Origin of the sequence: Enterobacter cloacae complex sp. SYL001 (assembly GCF_049237025.1) — a bacterium.
Classification (GTDB): Bacteria; Pseudomonadota; Gammaproteobacteria; order Enterobacterales; family Enterobacteriaceae; genus Enterobacter; species Enterobacter intestinihominis.
The window spans coordinates 138,815-154,829 of sequence record NZ_JBMKJI010000007.1 but is presented as its reverse complement, the minus strand read 5'-3'; the positions used below and the strand labels follow the sequence as shown (position 1 = coordinate 154,829).

The following is a 16,015-nucleotide window of genomic DNA, read 5'->3' as shown; positions in this document are numbered from 1 at the left end:
AGTCATAATATTTATAACGGAGTCTAAAGGAGTAACGGTTTTATATACCGTTTGGTGATTTAGAAGCAGAAAAGGGAATAAGAGGTGCGGGAGAAATTGCCGGGTGGTGCTCACGCTTGCCCGGCCTACGAATGGAGAGCGATTTACAACGCCAGCAGGCGCTCAACGGACGGCGCAAAGTAGTAGCCGCCGGTCACCGGGCGGGTGAAGCGCAGCATCGCGTCACGCTTACCGTCGGTATCGCCAAACATGCTCAGCAGCTGCTGTTCGATGTTGTAGAGGCGTGCGCAGTAAGCGCAGAAGTACAGGCCGTGCGTACCGCTCGCGGTGCCGTACGGCAGGCTCTGGCGAACAATCTTCAGCCCCTTACCGTCTTCTTTAAGGTCAACGCGGGACAGGTGGGAAGTGACCGGACGCGCATCGCCGTCAATCTCTTCATTGGCATCTTTGGTACGGCCAATCATCATCTCCTGGTCATGCACGCTCATGCGGTTAAGCTGCCTGAGGTTATGCTCCCAGCGCTGGACGAACACATAGCTGCCGCCCGCGTCCACGCCATCCTGGATTACAGCCACCTCGCGACGCGTCTCTTCCCCGGCCGGGTTTTCGGTGCCGTCGACGAAGCCGCTCAAATCGCGCTCTTCCACCCAGCGGAAACCGTGGATCTCTTCCTGCACGTCGATACTGTCACCAAAGGCCTCAATCGCAGCCTGAGCGACAGAAAAGTTCACGTCGTGACGCAGGGAGAGGATATGGATCAGAACGTCATACTGGGTGGCGGGCGCAAGACCTTTGCCATAAGGAATAAAGTCTTTCAGCTCTTCTGCGCCTTCGCCGCCGCTCAGATGACGCCAGACGGTGCTGCCAAAGGCAACCACCGCGCCCAGATGGGCTTCGGGGAATTTGGCCTGGAAGGTGGCCAGTTTATCAACGAAAACTTTGCTGGCCGCGCGCAGGGCATCCACGTCCCCTTTGACGTTGGCTTCAATCCAAATCGCCGCCCGGCAATGTTCTGGCAAAATGCCACTCTGAACCTGAGACATCGCTCCTCCTGAAATAAAGATGCCACGACAGCGTGGCATTGATGGCGGCTATTATACCTGGATTTCAGCGAGGCGGCTTGCTCAGGCGCAAATTACTGCTTCCAGATAATTTTGCTCACTTTCCACTTTTTCAGGGTGTCGTCAGACGGCATTAACCCTTCCGGACCGTTCCAGGTGCCGCTGAACACATAGCTAATATGCTGGCTGCCGTCGGCCTTACACTCGACCGCCACGCTCTCCTCCGATGGCACACTGGCGCAGTGGCCAAACGCTTTCTGATAGAGTTCGCCAAACGGCGTTCCCACCTTCACGCCACCTGAGGTCGGGATCTCTTCATCCATCACCGCAATGCGGTTGACCGTACCTTTATCGCCGTTGATGACCATTGCCACCTTGTCATCTTTCAACGCTTCGAAATAGCGCACGATGTTGCCGTTCTCGGTTTTCATGCCGCTGCGCAGGCGATAATCACTGCCGATGGCATCCTGAATGGCATCCTGATCCAGCGCCGTCGAGGCGGTGATTTTGCCCACGCCCTGCTCGGTCACTTCCATTGAGGAGCCAAACCAGTTCCACGGATAGGCCGCAGACCAGTTGATGGATGAGAGCGTGGAACAGCCGGTTAACGCCAGCGGGAGAGCGCATAAAAGTAAACGCAGCGATTTCATTGAGACGTCCTTACGTAGTAAATCAACGCTTGTTGGAGTGCAGTATCGGCAAAAAGTGCCGTTTTAATCTGGCTCTTGCGTAAAACAGGCGCGTAAACGGTGATTCGTGACCAGCCACAGCAGCGCGACGATATCCGCCACCACCAGTGCAGTCCCGATACCCGAAAGCGGCTCGCCGTACAGCCAGAGCAAGGGTTGCCAGACCAGAAGCACAAACTGCGCCAGGATTAACAGCCAGCGAAGCGCGCGCCAGAAGCGCGGAATGGCTTGCCGCCGTCCGCTGCACAGAAACGCCAGGACCGCCGGTACGCCCGGCAGTAACCCCAGCCAGAACGCATCGTGATCGGGATAAAAGAGATTCAGTAACGTATCGCCCTGCCCGCGCGACGCGCCAGCCATCACGAACAGCACCCAGGTGCGGGCCTGCAACAGCAGAACGCACCAGAACAAAAAAGGCAGACGCAGACGACCGTGAACGTCGTAGTCGCCAGGGTGGAACTCAGTACTCTTCATCTTCGATCAGGCGCTTACCCAGCGTCAGTACATCCGCGTGCTCGTAGCCCAGACGTTCATACATGCCCAGCACCACGTCGTTATCTTCCCGGACCATAATCTGGATTTTCGGGCAGCCACGGGCGATCAGTTTCTTTTCCAGACGGTTAAGCAACGCGTTGGCGATGCCGCGCGCGCGATATTCCGGGTGCACGCCCAGATAGTAGGCCGAGCCGCGGTGGCCGTCGTACCCACCCATCACCGTCCCGACCACTTCGCCGTTGACCTCAGCGACCAGAAAAAGACTGACGTCGTGATTCACCTTCCGTTCGATGTCCATTTCCGGATCGTTCCACGGACGCAGCAGATCGCAGCGCTCCCAAAGGGTGATCACCTCTTCGAAATCTTCCTGGCGAAAAACGCGTATCTCCATGGTATTAACCGCCTTTTCGGGTTTAAAAACAGTGATTATGGCGTGAACAGGGCGTTTAGCCAATAACCGGGGAAAAACTCGCCAAAATTTGGCATAATGTCACTTTGTCACGTATTGAAATGAAAAGTAAAACAATTCTCAATAAGGACTGTCGTAACGGGAAACACGATACGATATAACACCAGGACCCCAATTTTTACAATTCAGGCCGCATGAGCACATTCAAACCATTAAAAGCACTCACATCGCGTCGTCAGGTTCTCAAAGCGGGGCTGGCGGCCTTAACGTTATCGGGTATCGCAAAGCAGGCTCAGGCAAAAGAAGAGAGCACGCTTAAAACCAGTAACGGACACAGCAAGCCGAAAACCAAAAAAGCTGGCGCAAAGCGTCTGGTCATGCTCGATCCGGGCCACGGCGGGATCGACACCGGCGCCATTGGCCGAAACGGGTCGAAAGAAAAACACGTCGTGCTGGCAATTGCAAAAAATGTACGCGCAATTTTACGCAGCAACGGTATTGACGCCCGCCTGACGCGCACAGGCGACACGTTTATCCCGCTGTACGATCGCGTGGAGATTGCCCACAAGCACGGCGCAGACCTGTTTATGTCCATTCACGCGGATGGCTTCACAAACCCTTCCGCCGCAGGCGCCTCGGTATTTGCGCTCTCCAACCGTGGCGCCAGTAGCGCCATGGCGAAATACCTCTCCGATCGCGAAAACCGGGCGGATGAAGTGGCCGGGAAAAAAGCCACCGACAAAGACCATCTGTTGCAGCAGGTTCTGTTCGATCTCGTGCAGACCGATACCATCAAAAACAGCCTGACGCTCGGCTCGCATATCCTCAAACGGATTAAGCCCGTGCACCGTCTGCACAGTAAAAGCACCGAGCAGGCCGCGTTTGTGGTGCTGAAGTCACCGTCTATTCCGTCCGTGCTGGTGGAAACCTCGTTCATTACCAACCCGGAAGAAGAGCGTTTACTCGGCACTAAGGCGTTTCGTCAGAAGATCGCGAACGCCATCGCCTCCGGGGTCATCAGTTATTTCAACTGGTTCGATAATCAAAAAGCGCACTCCAGGAAACGTTGATGAAACCGAATGCACAGCTGGTCAAAACTTTCCTGATGCAGCTCCAGGACGCGATTTGCCAGAAACTGACCGCCGCAGACGGCGGTGAATTCCAGGAAGACACCTGGCAGCGCGAAGCGGGCGGCGGCGGGCGCAGCCGCGTGCTGCGTAACGGCGGTATTTTTGAACAGGCCGGGGTCAACTTCTCCCACGTCCACGGTGATGCAATGCCAGCGTCCGCCACGGCGCATCGGCCTGAACTGGCGGGCCGCAGCTTCGAGGCGATGGGCGTATCGCTGGTGGTGCATCCGCATAACCCGTTTGTGCCAACCAGCCACGCCAACGTGCGCTTTTTCATCGCGGAAAAACCGGGAGCCGATCCGGTCTGGTGGTTTGGCGGCGGTTTCGACTTAACGCCTTACTATGGCTTTAAAGAGGACGCCGTGCACTGGCACACCACCGCGCGCGACCTCTGCCTGCCGTTTGGCGAAGACGTTTACCCGAAATACAAAAAGTGGTGCGATGATTATTTCTATCTGAAGCATCGCGACGAGCAGCGCGGCATCGGCGGGCTGTTCTTTGACGATCTCAACACGCCGGATTTTGATACCGCGTTCAGCTTTATGCGCGCGGTGGGTGAAGGCTTTACCGACGCCTATCTTCCGATTGTCGAACGCCGCAAAGACACCGACTACGGCGTGCGCGAGCGTGAGTTCCAGCTCTACCGTCGCGGGCGCTATGTGGAGTTTAATCTGGTGTGGGATCGCGGGACGCTGTTTGGCCTGCAAACCGGCGGGCGCACGGAGTCCATTCTGATGTCGATGCCGCCGCTGGTGCGCTGGGAATACAGCTACGCGCCAAAAGAAGGCAGCCCGGAGGCTGCCTTGAGTGAGTTTATTAAGGTTCGGGACTGGGTTTAACCCTTACCCCTCACCCCGGCCCTCTCCCCAAAGGGGCGAGGGTGAAAAGACGGCTCAGAGCAGTCCCCTCTCCCCTATGGGGAGAGGGTTAGGGTGAGGGGCGAGGGCAATAAATTACAGCGGCTGCGTCTGCGCCTCAACCACCGCCAGCGCCACCATGTTGACGATACGACGCACGGAGGCAATCGGCGTTAACACATGTACCGGTTTTGACACCCCCATCAGTACCGGCCCGACGGTCACACCTTCAGAACTCGACACGCGCAGCAGGTTATAGCTAATACGCGCCGCTTCAACGTTCGGCATAATCAGCACGTTCGCCGAGCCTTTCAGCGGACTGTCCGGCATACGTTCATTACGAATACTCTCCACCAGCGCGGCGTCGCCGTGCATCTCGCCGTCGATCATCAGCTCCGGCGCACGCTCGCGCACCAGGTCCAGCGTCTGGCGCATTTTGCACGCCGCCGCGGATTTGGATGACCCGAAGTTTGAGTGCGACAGCAGCGCCACTTTCGGCTCGATACCAAAGCGGCGCACGGTTTCCGCCGCCATAACGGTGATTTCCGCCAGTTCGTCCGGGGAGGGATCGTCGTTGACGTAGGTATCGGCGATAAAGGTGTTACCGCTTGGCAGCAGCAGCGCGTTCATTGCGCCGGCAGTATGGACGCCCTCGCGATAGCCGAAGATCTCCTGTACCACGCTGAAATGCTCATGGTACTCGCCGATGGTGCCGCAGATCAGCGCATCCGCCTCACCGCGATGAACCATGATCGCGCCGATCACCGTGGTGTTGCTGATCACCGCCCGCTGCGCCTGCTCCTGGGTGATCCCGCGACGCTTCATGATCGAATAGTATTCGTTCCAGTACTCTTTGAAGCGCGGATCGGATTCGTTGTTAACGATCTCAAAGTCCACGCCCGGCTTTATTTGCAGGCCGAGCTTCTGAATACGCATCTCGATCACGCTCGGACGACCAATCAGGATCGGTTTCGCCAGCCCTAAGGTGATCAGCTCCTGCGTGGCATGCAGCACGCGCGCCTCTTCCCCTTCCGCCAGCACCACGCGCTTCGCGTCGGCGCGCGCCTGGGAGAAGATCGGCTTCATAAACAGGTTGGTTTTGTAAACGAACTCGGTGAGTTTATCGACGTAGGCATCGAAATCTTCAATCGGCCGTGTCGCCACGCCGGAGTCCATCGCCGCTTTGGCCACCGCTGGCGCGATCTTCACGATCAGACGCGGGTCAAATGGTTTAGGGATGATGTAGTCGGGGCCGAAGCTCAGATCCTGATCGCCGTAGGCGGAGGCCACCACTTCGCTCTGCTCGGCGTGCGCCAGCTCTGCGATAGCATGAACGGCGGCCAGCTTCATCTCTTCGTTGATCGCCGTGGCGCCGACGTCCAGCGCCCCGCGGAAGATGAACGGGAAGCAGAGCACGTTGTTCACCTGGTTCGGGTAGTCCGAACGTCCGGTGCAGATGATAGCGTCTTCACGCACCGCCTTCGCCAGCGGCGGCAGAATTTCCGGCTCCGGGTTCGCCAGGGCCAGGATCATTGGCGCGCGCGCCATCTTCTGCACCATCTCCTGGGTCAGCACTTTCGGGCCTGAACAGCCGAGGAAAATGTCAGCACCGTCAATCACGTCTTCAAGCGTGCGCTTGCCGTCGTCTTCCACCGCATAGGCCGCCTTGGTTTCCGCCATGTTTGGCTCGCGGTCTTTGTAGATCACGCCCTTGGAGTCGCAGACCACAATATTGTGCTTCTGCATGCCCAGCGCCACCAGCAGGTTCATACAGGCGATGGCCGCGGCGCCTGCGCCGGAGACCACCATGCGCACGTCGGAGAGATTTTTCTCTACCACGCGCAGGCCGTTCAGAATGGCGGCGGTACTGATAATCGCCGTGCCGTGCTGGTCGTCATGGAACACGGGAATGTTCATACGCTCGCGCAGCTTCTGCTCGATATAGAAACATTCCGGCGCTTTGATGTCTTCCAGGTTGATGCCGCCGAAGGTCGGCTCCAGCGCCGCCACCACGTTGATGAATTTATCCGGATCCAGTTCGTCCACTTCGATATCGAAGACGTCGATACCGGCAAATTTCTTAAACAGAACGCCCTTCCCTTCCATCACCGGCTTACCAGCCAGCGCACCGATGTTCCCTAACCCCAGCACCGCCGTACCGTTAGAGATAACGGCCACCAGGTTGCCGCGCGCAGTGTATTTGTACGCTGCCAGCGGATCTTTTTCGATTTCCAGACACGGAGCAGCCACGCCCGGCGAGTAGGCCAGCGCCAGATCGCGCTGGGTCGCCAGCGGTTTGGTCGGGGATACCTGGATTTTACCCGGAACAGGAAACTCGTGAAAATCGAGAGCGCTTTGTTTTAACTGATCATCCATCTTGTTATTCCTTTCACGTTTCGGTCAAAAAGGGTGATGTCGACGTTCCTATGCACACCCTGGTGTGCCGCATAGTATCGCCGCAGGCAGGCTCCTAAACTTTGAAGGCTGCCAAACTCTCACCATTGCAGAATAAAAATTGTTATCAATTTATAACAGCCATGTTACCCGTCTCAGAAAGCAATGCCTCCCCCGTCTGCTATGCTTTTTTGTTAAGTCCATCATGATTTTCTCAGAAGTGTGAACTAACGCACTCGACTAACTCTTTTATTTCCAAGGAGTAATTATGAACCAGCTAGACGGCATCAAACAATTTACCACCGTGGTTGCAGACAGCGGCGACATCGAGTCGATTCGTCACTACCAGCCGGAAGACGCGACCACCAATCCCTCTCTGCTGCTCAAGGCGGCCGGTCTTGCGCACTTTAGTCATCTGATTGATGACGCCCTTGCCTACGGCAAACAGCGCGGGAAAACGCAGGAACAGCAGGTCGCCGAAGCCAGCGACAAGCTGGCGGTCAATATCGGTGCGGAAATTCTTAAAAGCATACCGGGGCGCGTCTCTACCGAAGTGGACGCCCGCCTCTCGTTCGACCAGGAAAAAAGCATTAACAAGGCCCGCCGCATAGTGGAACTCTACCAGGAGCAGGGGATCGATAAGTCACGCATTCTGATCAAGCTTGCGTCTACCTGGGAAGGCATCCGCGCGGCGGAAGTGCTGGAGAAAGAGGGGATCCACTGCAACCTGACGCTACTGTTCTCCTTCGCCCAGGCGCGTGCCTGCGCCGAAGCGGGCGTGTTCCTGATTTCACCGTTTGTCGGGCGTATCTACGACTGGTATCAGGCGAAACAGCCAATGGATCCGTACGTGGTGGAAGAAGATCCTGGCGTAAAATCGGTGCGTAATATCTACGATTATTACAAGCAGCATCGCTACGAGACCATCGTGATGGGGGCCAGCTTCCGCCGCACCGAGCAGATCCTGGCGCTCGCGGGCTGTGACCGTCTGACCATCTCTCCTGACCTGCTGAAAAAGCTTCAGGAGAGTGAAGAGACGGTGATCCGCAAGCTGGTACCGACCTCTACCGTTCTGCCCAAACCGAAACCCATGACCGAAGCGGAATTCCGCTGGGAGCACAATCAGGATCCAATGGCCGTGGAAAAACTGGCGGATGGCATCCGCCAGTTCGCCGTCGACCAGCGCAAACTCGAAGATCTTCTCGCCGCCAAACTTTAACCTTGCCACGGAGTGAACTATGTCCCGTAAAGAGCTCGCCAACGCCATTCGCGCCCTCAGCATGGATGCCGTACAAAAAGCCAATTCCGGCCACCCTGGCGCCCCCATGGGTATGGCTGATATTGCCGAAGTGCTGTGGAACGACTTCCTGAAGCACAACCCGACCGATCCGACCTGGTACGATCGCGACCGTTTTATTCTCTCCAACGGTCATGCCTCGATGCTGCTCTACAGCCTGCTGCACCTCTCCGGTTACGATCTGCCGCTTGAGGAGTTAAAAAACTTCCGCCAGCTGCACTCCAAAACGCCGGGCCACCCGGAGATCGGCTATACGCCGGGTGTTGAAACCACTACCGGCCCGCTGGGCCAGGGGCTGGCGAATGCCGTCGGCCTGGCGATTGCAGAGCGTACGCTGGCCGCGCAGTTCAACCAGCCCGACCACGAGATTGTCGATCACTACACCTATGTCTTTATGGGTGATGGCTGCCTGATGGAGGGGATCTCCCACGAGGTCTGCTCGCTGGCGGGCACCCTGGGGCTGGGCAAGCTGATTGGCTTCTACGATCACAACGGCATCTCCATTGACGGGGAAACCGAGGGCTGGTTTACCGACGACACGGCGAAACGCTTTGAAGCCTATCACTGGCACGTGGTTCACGAGATCGACGGTCACGATCCTGAGGCGGTGAAAAAAGCGATTCAGGAAGCGCAGAGCGTAAAGGACAAACCGTCCCTGATCGTCTGCCGCACCACCATCGGCTTCGGCTCGCCGAACAAAGCGGGTAAAGAAGAGGCGCACGGCGCGGCGCTGGGTGAAGAGGAAGTGGCGCTGACCCGCCAGAAACTGGGCTGGAAACACCCGGCCTTTGAGATCCCAAAAGAGATCTACAGGGCCTGGGATGCTCGCGAAACAGGTGAAAAAGCGCAGCAGGCCTGGAACGAGAAGTTTGCTGCCTACAAAAAAGCGTATCCAGAGCTGGCGGCCGAATTTAACCGCCGCATGAGCGGTGGCCTGCCGGAAGACTGGGAAGAGAAAACTCAGGCGCTGATTGAAAACCTGCAATCTAACCCGGCGAAAATTGCCACCCGTAAGGCGTCACAAAACACCCTGAACGCGATTGGCCCTGTCCTGCCCGAACTGCTGGGCGGCTCGGCGGATCTGGCGCCAAGTAACCTCACCATCTGGTCTGGCTCTAAATCCCTGAAGGAAGACATTGCCGGAAACTATATCCACTACGGCGTGCGCGAGTTCGGGATGACCGCCATTGCCAACGGTATCGCCCACCATGGCGGCTTCGTGCCGTACACCGCCACCTTCCTGATGTTTGTTGAATATGCCCGTAACGCGGCGCGTATGGCGGCCCTGATGAAGGCGCGGCAAATCATGGTGTATACCCACGACTCCATCGGACTGGGTGAAGATGGGCCGACGCACCAGGCGGTAGAGCAGCTGGCGAGCCTGCGCCTGACGCCAAACTTCAGTACCTGGCGTCCGTGCGATCAGGTTGAAGCGGCTGTGGGCTGGAAGCTGGCCGTAGAGCGCCATAACGGACCCACAGCGCTGATCCTGTCGCGCCAGAACCTGGCGCAGATCGAGCGCACGCCGGAGCAGGTGAAAAATATCGCCCGCGGCGGGTACATCCTGAAAGACAGCGGCGGTAAGCCGGACGTGATCCTGATTGCCACCGGTTCAGAGGTGGAAATCACGGTAAAAGCGGCCGAGAAACTGACCGCCGAGGGTCACGCGGTGCGCGTGGTTTCCCTGCCTTCAACGGATATCTTTGATGCCCAGGATGAGGCGTACCGCGAATCGGTGCTGCCTTCAAACGTCGCGGCGCGCGTGGCGGTTGAAGCTGGCATTGCCGACTACTGGTACAAATATGTGGGTCTGAAAGGGGCGATTGTCGGCATGAAGGGTTACGGTGAATCCGCCCCGGCCGATAAGCTGTTCCCGTACTTCGGCTTTACCGTTGAGAACGTGGTGGAGAAGGCGCTGAGCGTGCTGTAGTGCCGTCTTCGTGCCCGGTGGCGGCTACGCCTTACCGGGCCTACAAATCGCTAAAACGTAGGCCCGGTAAGCGACAGCGCCCTACCTTGTGATCCACAGCGTGGGCCAGGCATCTGGCCCATTCCAGTTATCGCAGCTTGGCTCTTCCGCGTAGCGCACCAGGCGGAAGCGCTGGCCGTTAAAACGCCAGCGGGTCTGGATCCCACAGTCGCCAATCCCGCGTCCCAGTGCCAGCGTAGTCAGCTCGCGCGTCTTTTCATCGAAGCTGGCATTCATCAGCTCCATGTCGCTACTCTGGCTGGAAGGGGTAAACGGCAGGCGCAATCTCACGCTTCTGGCAGCAAACGGTTTTTTACGCGACACCAGCCACGCCAGATCGACGGTGTTGTACGCCCCCGCCTCACAGCTGATGATCATCAGCGCTTTGTCATCGGTCAATGCGGTCACGCGCACTTCACGCCGGTTCGGATCGAGGGAGCACTGGCTGTGGTTCATGCGCCAGGTACCGTAATCCAGCAGATCGTTAAGTTCGTTATGCGTCAGCGGCGTTGGCGTGGGGTTCACCACTGCCACCTTTTTTAATGCCGGCGCAGGCGGCACGCTCAGCGGTGGACTATCTCCTTTTTTAATCCATGCCGTTTCACTTCCGACGCGTTTTTGCTGGGCATCAATAAACAGCAGCGCCGCTTTCAGACCGGCCAGAGAGATTGTCTGCTTCCCCCCGCGCAGGGTCAGCGCCTGCCCCTCCTGAATGGTTTTCAGAAACGTGGTGATGGTGCCCGTATCGTCTGTTTTAAGATGCCAGGGGGTTAACTGCCAGTGTTGCGACGTGAGCTGAAGCGGCACATTGTCGAGCAGCAGGCGCGGGGCAATGTCAGGCTCTTTCACCGGAGGCGTCGAAAGACCGCCGAGATCGATGCGCAGGCTGGCGTCCGTTTTTGCCCCCGCACTGCGGCTCAGCGTCATGACCAGACCGCGATGCTCGCCGGTGTTGCGCGCTACGCAGAAATTCTGGTTATTGCAGGTCACCTGCCAGTCTGAAAAAGACTGCTGCGCAGGCGCAGCCCACACCAAAGGCGCGGGAAGCACGCAAATGAAGAAGAGAAGAAAAACGCAGTAGCGCATGAACGGCACAGCCCCGGAAACGAATAGGTCAATCTGGGGCGTATCTTCGTGCCCTGGGCGGGCTGGCTCAATCGGATTTATCGGATAGATTTATCTGAAATACAACTTATCACGCTACCGCCGCAGCATTCATCAAACCGCTGGTTTGCAGATACTGCAACAGGATCACCGCTTTACCGTCGCGGATCTCGCCGCTTTTCACCATGTCGACAGCCTGAGCGAAAGGCATTTCCAGCACTTCAATGTCTTCATCGTCCACGCCACCGCCCCGGTGCGTGCGCTGGGCATCGGTGTACTCCGCAATGAAGAAGTGAACCAGCTCGGTAACCCCGCCAGGGGACATAAACAGCTCAAAGACTTTCTGCACCGCCCCCACCTCAAAGCCCGTCTCTTCAATGGCTTCTTTGCGGATACACACTTCCGGCTCATCGTCGTCCAGCAGACCTGCACAGGTTTCAATCAGACGTCCGTCCGCGTTGCCATTGACCCATGTCGCGATGCGAAACTGGCGGATCAGCACCACGCTTTGCTTTTCACGGTTATACAGCAGAATGGTTGCACCATTGCCCCGGTCGTAGACTTCGCGTTTATGGCGAATGACGTCCCCGCTCTTACGGGTGAGATCGTAAGTGATGTTACGCAGGACAAAGTAATTTTCAGAAAGGATTTTGTCTTTAATAACGGTAATGTTCAGGGACATACGGGCTCCACGGCAAAATGAGTCTGTTTATACTACGCCGTGATGCCCGCTTTGTCGCCCGTCTGCGTTAATGCATGTTGCGCGGCGGCACGCCAAGCCAGTCCATGATCCCCTGCGCGGCATGGCGCCCTTCCGCCATCGCGGTGACCACCAGATCCGCACCACGTACCGCATCACCGCCAGCAAAAATCTGCGGATTCGAGGTCTGGTAGCGGTAACGGCTCTCCACGGAGGCCCTGATGCGCCCCCAGTCGTCGGTTTCAACGCCCTGCGCCTGAAGCCACGGCATGGCGTGCGGATTAAACCCAAACGCCATGATCACCGCATCCGCTGGCATGACAAACTCACTGCCCGCCACCGGGACAGGACGACGCCGCCCCTGCGCATCCGGCTCGCCCAGACGGGTGCGCAGCATCCGGATACCCTTGACCTTCCCGTCGGTATCCAGCGTGAGCTCAACCGGCTGGACATTAAATTCAAACGCCGCGCCCTCTTCTTTCGCGTTTTTAACCTCTTTCTTTGAGCCCGGCATGTTGGCCTCGTCCCGCCGATAGGCGCAGGTTACTTTCGCCGCGCCATGTCGCAGCGCGGTGCGCACGCAGTCCATCGCCGTATCGCCCCCGCCGAGCACCACCACGTTTAACCCCTGCGTGTCAATAAACGGCTCGTCTGCAGCAGGGTCAAGGCCCATCACGTTCCGCGTATTTGCCACTAAAAACGGCAGCGCGTCGTACACGCCCGGCGCGTCTTCATGAGGGATACCTGCTTTCATGGAACGATAGGTCCCTACGCCGATGAACAGGGCATCGTAGTCGTTTTGCAGTTGGGCCATCGACACGTCTTTTCCCACCTCGCAGTTCAGCTCGAAGCGGATGCCCATCGCACTGAATATCTCTCTGCGCCGCGCTAACAGGGATTTATCCAGCTTGAAGGCCGGAATACCAAAGGTCAGCAATCCGCCGATTTCCGGATGGCGATCGTAGACCGTCACACCGATGCCGCTGCGCACCAGTACGTCGGCACAGGCCAGCCCTGCCGGACCGGCACCAATGATGGCGACGCGCTTACCGACCGGTGTAACGTGGCTGACGTCCGGCGTCCAGCCCATCGCCAGCGCCCGATCCGAGATATATCGTTCGATATTACCGATGGTTACCGCCCCTGACGCATCCCGCAGGGTGCAGGCGCCTTCACATAATCGATCCTGTGGACAGACGCGGCCGGTAATTTCCGGTAAACAGTTAGTCTGGTGAGAAAGCTCAGCCGCACCGATGATATCCCCCGCCCTGATCCGCTCAATCCACTGCGGAATATGGTTATGCAGCGGGCAGGTCCACTCGCAAATGCTGTGGTCGCCACATTTCAGGCACCGGGATGCTTCGCGCTGCGCCTGTTCCGGGCGAAACGGCAAGTAGATCTCGTTAAAATGGCCGGCGCGCGCGTCGGGGCTGAGCTTATCCGGCTCACCGCGCGCCGGGGTATTTTGCATCTGTTGCCGTTTGGTTTGCGGAGGGACTGACTGAACCACCTCGCTGTGCCACGGCAGCGCGTCCAGCCTTGCGCTGCGCTGTCGGCGCTGTTTAACCAGCTTATCCAGCACGGCTGGGGTGGCGAGCGTAAGCACCTCCGCCGGGCAGTTTTCAACGCAGGCCGGGCCTTGCGGCCTTTCCAGGCAGAGGTCGCATTTGTGCGCCGAGGCCTTTACGCTGTCGTTTTCAAGCGGGGTGATCAGCATGTCCATCGTGCCAAACGGGCAGGCCACCACGCAGGCTTTACAGCCAATGCATTTTTGTTGATTGACCTGTACGCTGTCGCTGTGTTGCGTGATGGCTCCGTTCGGGCAGCTTTGCGCGCAGGGCGCATTTTCACAGTGGTGGCAGGTCACTGGGCTTTTTCGCAAGCCAGAGGTAAGGACCGTAATGCGGGGATGAAAATGGCGCTCGCTCAGCGCGTGCTGCTCCCCGTTGTGCGCCATCACACAGGCAACTTCGCAGGCGCGACAACCGATACACTGTTGAGCGTTGGCCATAATAAAACGTTTCATAACAACACCTGTTTTTGGTTCAATAACCTTATTCTTTATATTGTTATCGTATTTACCCACAGTGGCATGGCGACGCAATGTTCAAATGCCCAGGAAGGCGAACTATTTCCAGTGAACCTGTGGCAGATCAATTTAATTCAGGAAGCTGATGAGTGACCGTTAAACGCCCCGTATCGGGAAGCCTGGCTCGGGCTTTCTTTTCGATGATTGTCTTGTCCGTTCTGATCAGCGCCATTGCGCTGGTTACACTCGCCAGCAGCCAGCGCGACGCCGAGGCGATTAACATCGCCGGATCGCTGCGCATGCAGAGCTACCGCCTGGGCTACGAAATGCAGCGCGCCAGCCCGTCACTGGCAGAGCACCGCGCGGTCTGGCAGAAAACGCTGAGCGCGCCTGCGTTGCAGAAGCTAAACCGCTGGTATGTGCCAGAGGACGTCAAACAGCGTTACCAGCAGTTGCAGCTTGGCTGGCAGGAGATGGACACGCATATCGCCAGCGGCGATACCGGGTGGTATCAGAGCCACATAGAGGATTTCGTGGGCCGGATAGATGCCTTTGTGCTGGCGCTACAGTACTACACCGAACATAAGATTCAGCTGGTGATTTTCATGTCGCTGACGGGCGGCCTGGGCATCCTGCTGCTGGCGGTGATGACCCTGCGGCGCATCCGCCGTCAGGTTGTGCTGCCGCTGAATAATCTGGTGGCAGCGAGCGAGCGTATCGAACAGGGGCAGTTCGATACCCCCGCGCCGGATATTATGCTTCCCAACGAGCTGGGCCAGCTTTCCCGCGCCTTCAACCATATGTCGGCGGAATTACACACCCTGTACCGTTCCCTGGGGCACTCCGTTGCCGAAAAAACCCGCCACCTGAATGAAGCGCATCAGCAGCTTGAAATGCTGTTCAAATGCTCACAGGCGTTGAATACCGGGCAGATAGACAGCCACTGCTTCCGGCATATTTTGCAAATTGTGCATGACTATACGCAGATGAATTACCTGCAATTGCGCACCAGTGACGACTGGCAGCTTTACGAAGGACAGGAGTCCCCGGGCGAGAAAATGCACAATTTACCGGTATTAATGCAGGACACCCTGTACGGCGAACTGCGCTGGCAAAGCGCGACCGGGGATGTTCCGCTGCCGCTCATGGAAAGCGTGGCGACGATGCTGGGCCGGGGGCTCTATTTCAATCAGGCGCAGAAACATTATCAGCAGTTGCTGCTGATGGAAGAGCGCGCCACCATCGCGCGTGAGCTACATGATTCTTTGGCGCAGGTGCTCTCCTATTTGCGTATTCAGCTTACGCTGCTGAAGCATGCCGTGCCGGGCGACAATGCCCCGGCGCAGACCATCATTACGGACTTCTCCCGCGAGCTGAATAACGCCTGGCATCAGCTACGCGAGCTGCTCACCACCTTCCGCCTGACGCTCAACCACGCCAATCTTCCTGCCGCGCTACAGGAGTCTCTCGACGGTTTGCAAAGCCAGACCAGCGCGAAGCTGGTGCTTGACTGCCGTCTCTCATCGCTTGCGCTGGACGCGCAAAAACAGGTGCACCTCTTACAGATTGTGCGTGAGGCAGTGCTGAATGCGATTAAACATGCCGACGCCAGCGAGATTGTGGTCAGCTGCGTCACCACCGCGGACGGTACTCACACGGTCACGATCCGCGACAACGGTATTGGTATCGGCGACGCCAGTGAACCGCCGGGGCATTACGGGCTGAATATCATGCGCGAACGCGCGGGACGGCTCGGCGGAACATTACACTTTTCTCAGCCGCCACAGGGCGGTACACAGGTCAGCGTGACGTTCCGGACACCTGCGGCGCAGGCTGAAAAATAGCGGGAAAGAAGGCGCGCTGAAAAAAGCGCATGATAAT

General features: G+C 57.7%; 13 protein-coding genes. 5 read left to right on the top strand and 8 right to left on the bottom strand.

What is annotated here, in order from left to right; all coding sequences use genetic code 11:
- Positions 1-143: 143 nt before the first annotated feature.
- From ACOTZP_RS09830 to ACOTZP_RS09815, 4 genes are all read right to left on the bottom strand, one after another.
- Positions 144-1,043, bottom strand: coding sequence for a Dyp-type peroxidase (locus tag ACOTZP_RS09830; RefSeq protein WP_032676148.1), 900 nt, complete (start codon positions 1,041-1,043; stop codon positions 144-146).
- Between the two features lie 92 nt (positions 1,044-1,135).
- A complete protein-coding gene (locus ACOTZP_RS09825) occupies positions 1,136-1,711 on the bottom strand; it encodes an RpoE-regulated lipoprotein (protein ID WP_032623819.1) in 576 nt (191 codons plus the stop codon).
- 63 nt (positions 1,712-1,774) lie between these two features.
- Positions 1,775-2,224: a DUF2919 domain-containing protein gene (locus tag ACOTZP_RS09820; protein WP_192970372.1), complete on the bottom strand. Its 450-nt coding sequence runs from the start codon at positions 2,222-2,224 to the stop codon at positions 1,775-1,777.
- On the bottom strand, positions 2,211-2,636 hold the full coding sequence (locus ACOTZP_RS09815; protein WP_003861292.1) for a GNAT family acetyltransferase: 426 nt from the start codon (positions 2,634-2,636) through the stop codon (positions 2,211-2,213). Before ACOTZP_RS09815 ends, ACOTZP_RS09820 begins: the two co-directional genes overlap by 14 nt.
- A 212-nt stretch (positions 2,637-2,848) precedes the next feature.
- On the opposite strand from ACOTZP_RS09815, the gene amiA reads away from it, so the two are divergent.
- Together amiA and hemF are read left to right on the top strand one after the other, a co-directional pair.
- Positions 2,849-3,724 carry an N-acetylmuramoyl-L-alanine amidase AmiA gene (gene amiA, locus ACOTZP_RS09810; RefSeq protein ID WP_023306670.1) on the top strand — a complete coding sequence of 292 codons (876 nt, stop codon included), beginning with the start codon at positions 2,849-2,851 and terminating at the stop codon, positions 3,722-3,724.
- Positions 3,724-4,623 carry an oxygen-dependent coproporphyrinogen oxidase gene (hemF, locus tag ACOTZP_RS09805; RefSeq protein WP_022648957.1) on the top strand — a complete coding sequence of 300 codons (900 nt, stop codon included), beginning with the start codon at positions 3,724-3,726 and terminating at the stop codon, positions 4,621-4,623. The genes amiA and hemF overlap by 1 nt, the downstream gene beginning before the upstream one ends.
- A 114-nt stretch (positions 4,624-4,737) precedes the next feature.
- Here the strand turns inward: hemF and maeB are convergent, their stop codons facing one another.
- The gene (gene maeB, locus ACOTZP_RS09800; RefSeq protein WP_023300666.1) at positions 4,738-7,017 is read right to left on the bottom strand and encodes an NADP-dependent oxaloacetate-decarboxylating malate dehydrogenase; all 2,280 of its coding nucleotides are present in this window, start codon (positions 7,015-7,017) and stop codon (positions 4,738-4,740) included.
- A gap of 286 nt (positions 7,018-7,303) precedes the next feature.
- On the opposite strand from maeB, the gene tal reads away from it, so the two are divergent.
- Both tal and tkt read left to right on the top strand, forming a co-directional pair.
- The gene (gene tal, locus ACOTZP_RS09795; RefSeq protein WP_022648959.1) at positions 7,304-8,254 is read left to right on the top strand and encodes a transaldolase; all 951 of its coding nucleotides are present in this window, start codon (positions 7,304-7,306) and stop codon (positions 8,252-8,254) included.
- Between the two features lie 19 nt (positions 8,255-8,273).
- Positions 8,274-10,262, top strand: a complete 1,989-nt coding sequence (gene tkt / locus ACOTZP_RS09790) for a transketolase (RefSeq protein WP_022648960.1) — start codon at positions 8,274-8,276, stop codon at positions 10,260-10,262.
- Positions 10,263-10,343: 81 nt separating this feature from the next.
- Here tkt and ACOTZP_RS09785 read toward each other — a convergent pair whose 3' ends face one another.
- From ACOTZP_RS09785 to aegA, 3 genes are all read right to left on the bottom strand, one after another.
- On the bottom strand, positions 10,344-11,387 hold the full coding sequence (locus tag ACOTZP_RS09785) for a DUF1176 domain-containing protein (protein ID WP_023300667.1): 1,044 nt from the start codon (positions 11,385-11,387) through the stop codon (positions 10,344-10,346).
- A 109-nt stretch (positions 11,388-11,496) separates the two neighbouring features.
- On the bottom strand, positions 11,497-12,087 hold the full coding sequence (nudK, locus tag ACOTZP_RS09780) for a GDP-mannose pyrophosphatase NudK (RefSeq protein ID WP_048965538.1): 591 nt from the start codon (positions 12,085-12,087) through the stop codon (positions 11,497-11,499).
- A 67-nt stretch (positions 12,088-12,154) separates the two neighbouring features.
- Positions 12,155-14,131, bottom strand: a complete 1,977-nt coding sequence (aegA, locus tag ACOTZP_RS09775) for a formate-dependent uric acid utilization protein AegA (RefSeq protein ID WP_271074578.1) — start codon at positions 14,129-14,131, stop codon at positions 12,155-12,157.
- Positions 14,132-14,283: 152 nt separating this feature from the next.
- Here aegA and narQ point away from each other — a divergent pair, with 152 nt between their 5' ends.
- The gene (narQ, locus tag ACOTZP_RS09770) at positions 14,284-15,978 is read left to right on the top strand and encodes a nitrate/nitrite two-component system sensor histidine kinase NarQ (protein ID WP_421633702.1); all 1,695 of its coding nucleotides are present in this window, start codon (positions 14,284-14,286) and stop codon (positions 15,976-15,978) included.
- The last annotated feature ends 37 nt before the right edge of the window (positions 15,979-16,015 follow it).

What these genes read in the sequence shown, in the direction of transcription:
- ACOTZP_RS09825 (WP_032623819.1), bottom strand. Translation starts at nt 1,711, where the DNA reads ATGAAATCGCTGCGTTTACTTTTATGCGCTCTCCCGCTGGCGTTAACC.
- hemF (WP_022648957.1), top strand. Translation starts at nt 3,724, where the DNA reads ATGAAACCGAATGCACAGCTGGTCAAAACTTTCCTGATGCAGCTCCAG.
- nudK (WP_048965538.1), bottom strand. Translation starts at nt 12,087, where the DNA reads ATGTCCCTGAACATTACCGTTATTAAAGACAAAATCCTTTCTGAAAAT.
- ACOTZP_RS09820 (WP_192970372.1), bottom strand. Translation starts at nt 2,224, where the DNA reads ATGAAGAGTACTGAGTTCCACCCTGGCGACTACGACGTTCACGGTCGT.
- tkt (WP_022648960.1), top strand. Translation starts at nt 8,274, where the DNA reads ATGTCCCGTAAAGAGCTCGCCAACGCCATTCGCGCCCTCAGCATGGAT.
- aegA (WP_271074578.1), bottom strand. Translation starts at nt 14,131, where the DNA reads ATGAAACGTTTTATTATGGCCAACGCTCAACAGTGTATCGGTTGTCGC.
- amiA (WP_023306670.1), top strand. Translation starts at nt 2,849, where the DNA reads ATGAGCACATTCAAACCATTAAAAGCACTCACATCGCGTCGTCAGGTT.
- ACOTZP_RS09815 (WP_003861292.1), bottom strand. Translation starts at nt 2,636, where the DNA reads ATGGAGATACGCGTTTTTCGCCAGGAAGATTTCGAAGAGGTGATCACC.
- ACOTZP_RS09830 (WP_032676148.1), bottom strand. Translation starts at nt 1,043, where the DNA reads ATGTCTCAGGTTCAGAGTGGCATTTTGCCAGAACATTGCCGGGCGGCG.
- tal (WP_022648959.1), top strand. Translation starts at nt 7,304, where the DNA reads ATGAACCAGCTAGACGGCATCAAACAATTTACCACCGTGGTTGCAGAC.
- maeB (WP_023300666.1), bottom strand. Translation starts at nt 7,017, where the DNA reads ATGGATGATCAGTTAAAACAAAGCGCTCTCGATTTTCACGAGTTTCCT.
- ACOTZP_RS09785 (WP_023300667.1), bottom strand. Translation starts at nt 11,387, where the DNA reads ATGCGCTACTGCGTTTTTCTTCTCTTCTTCATTTGCGTGCTTCCCGCG.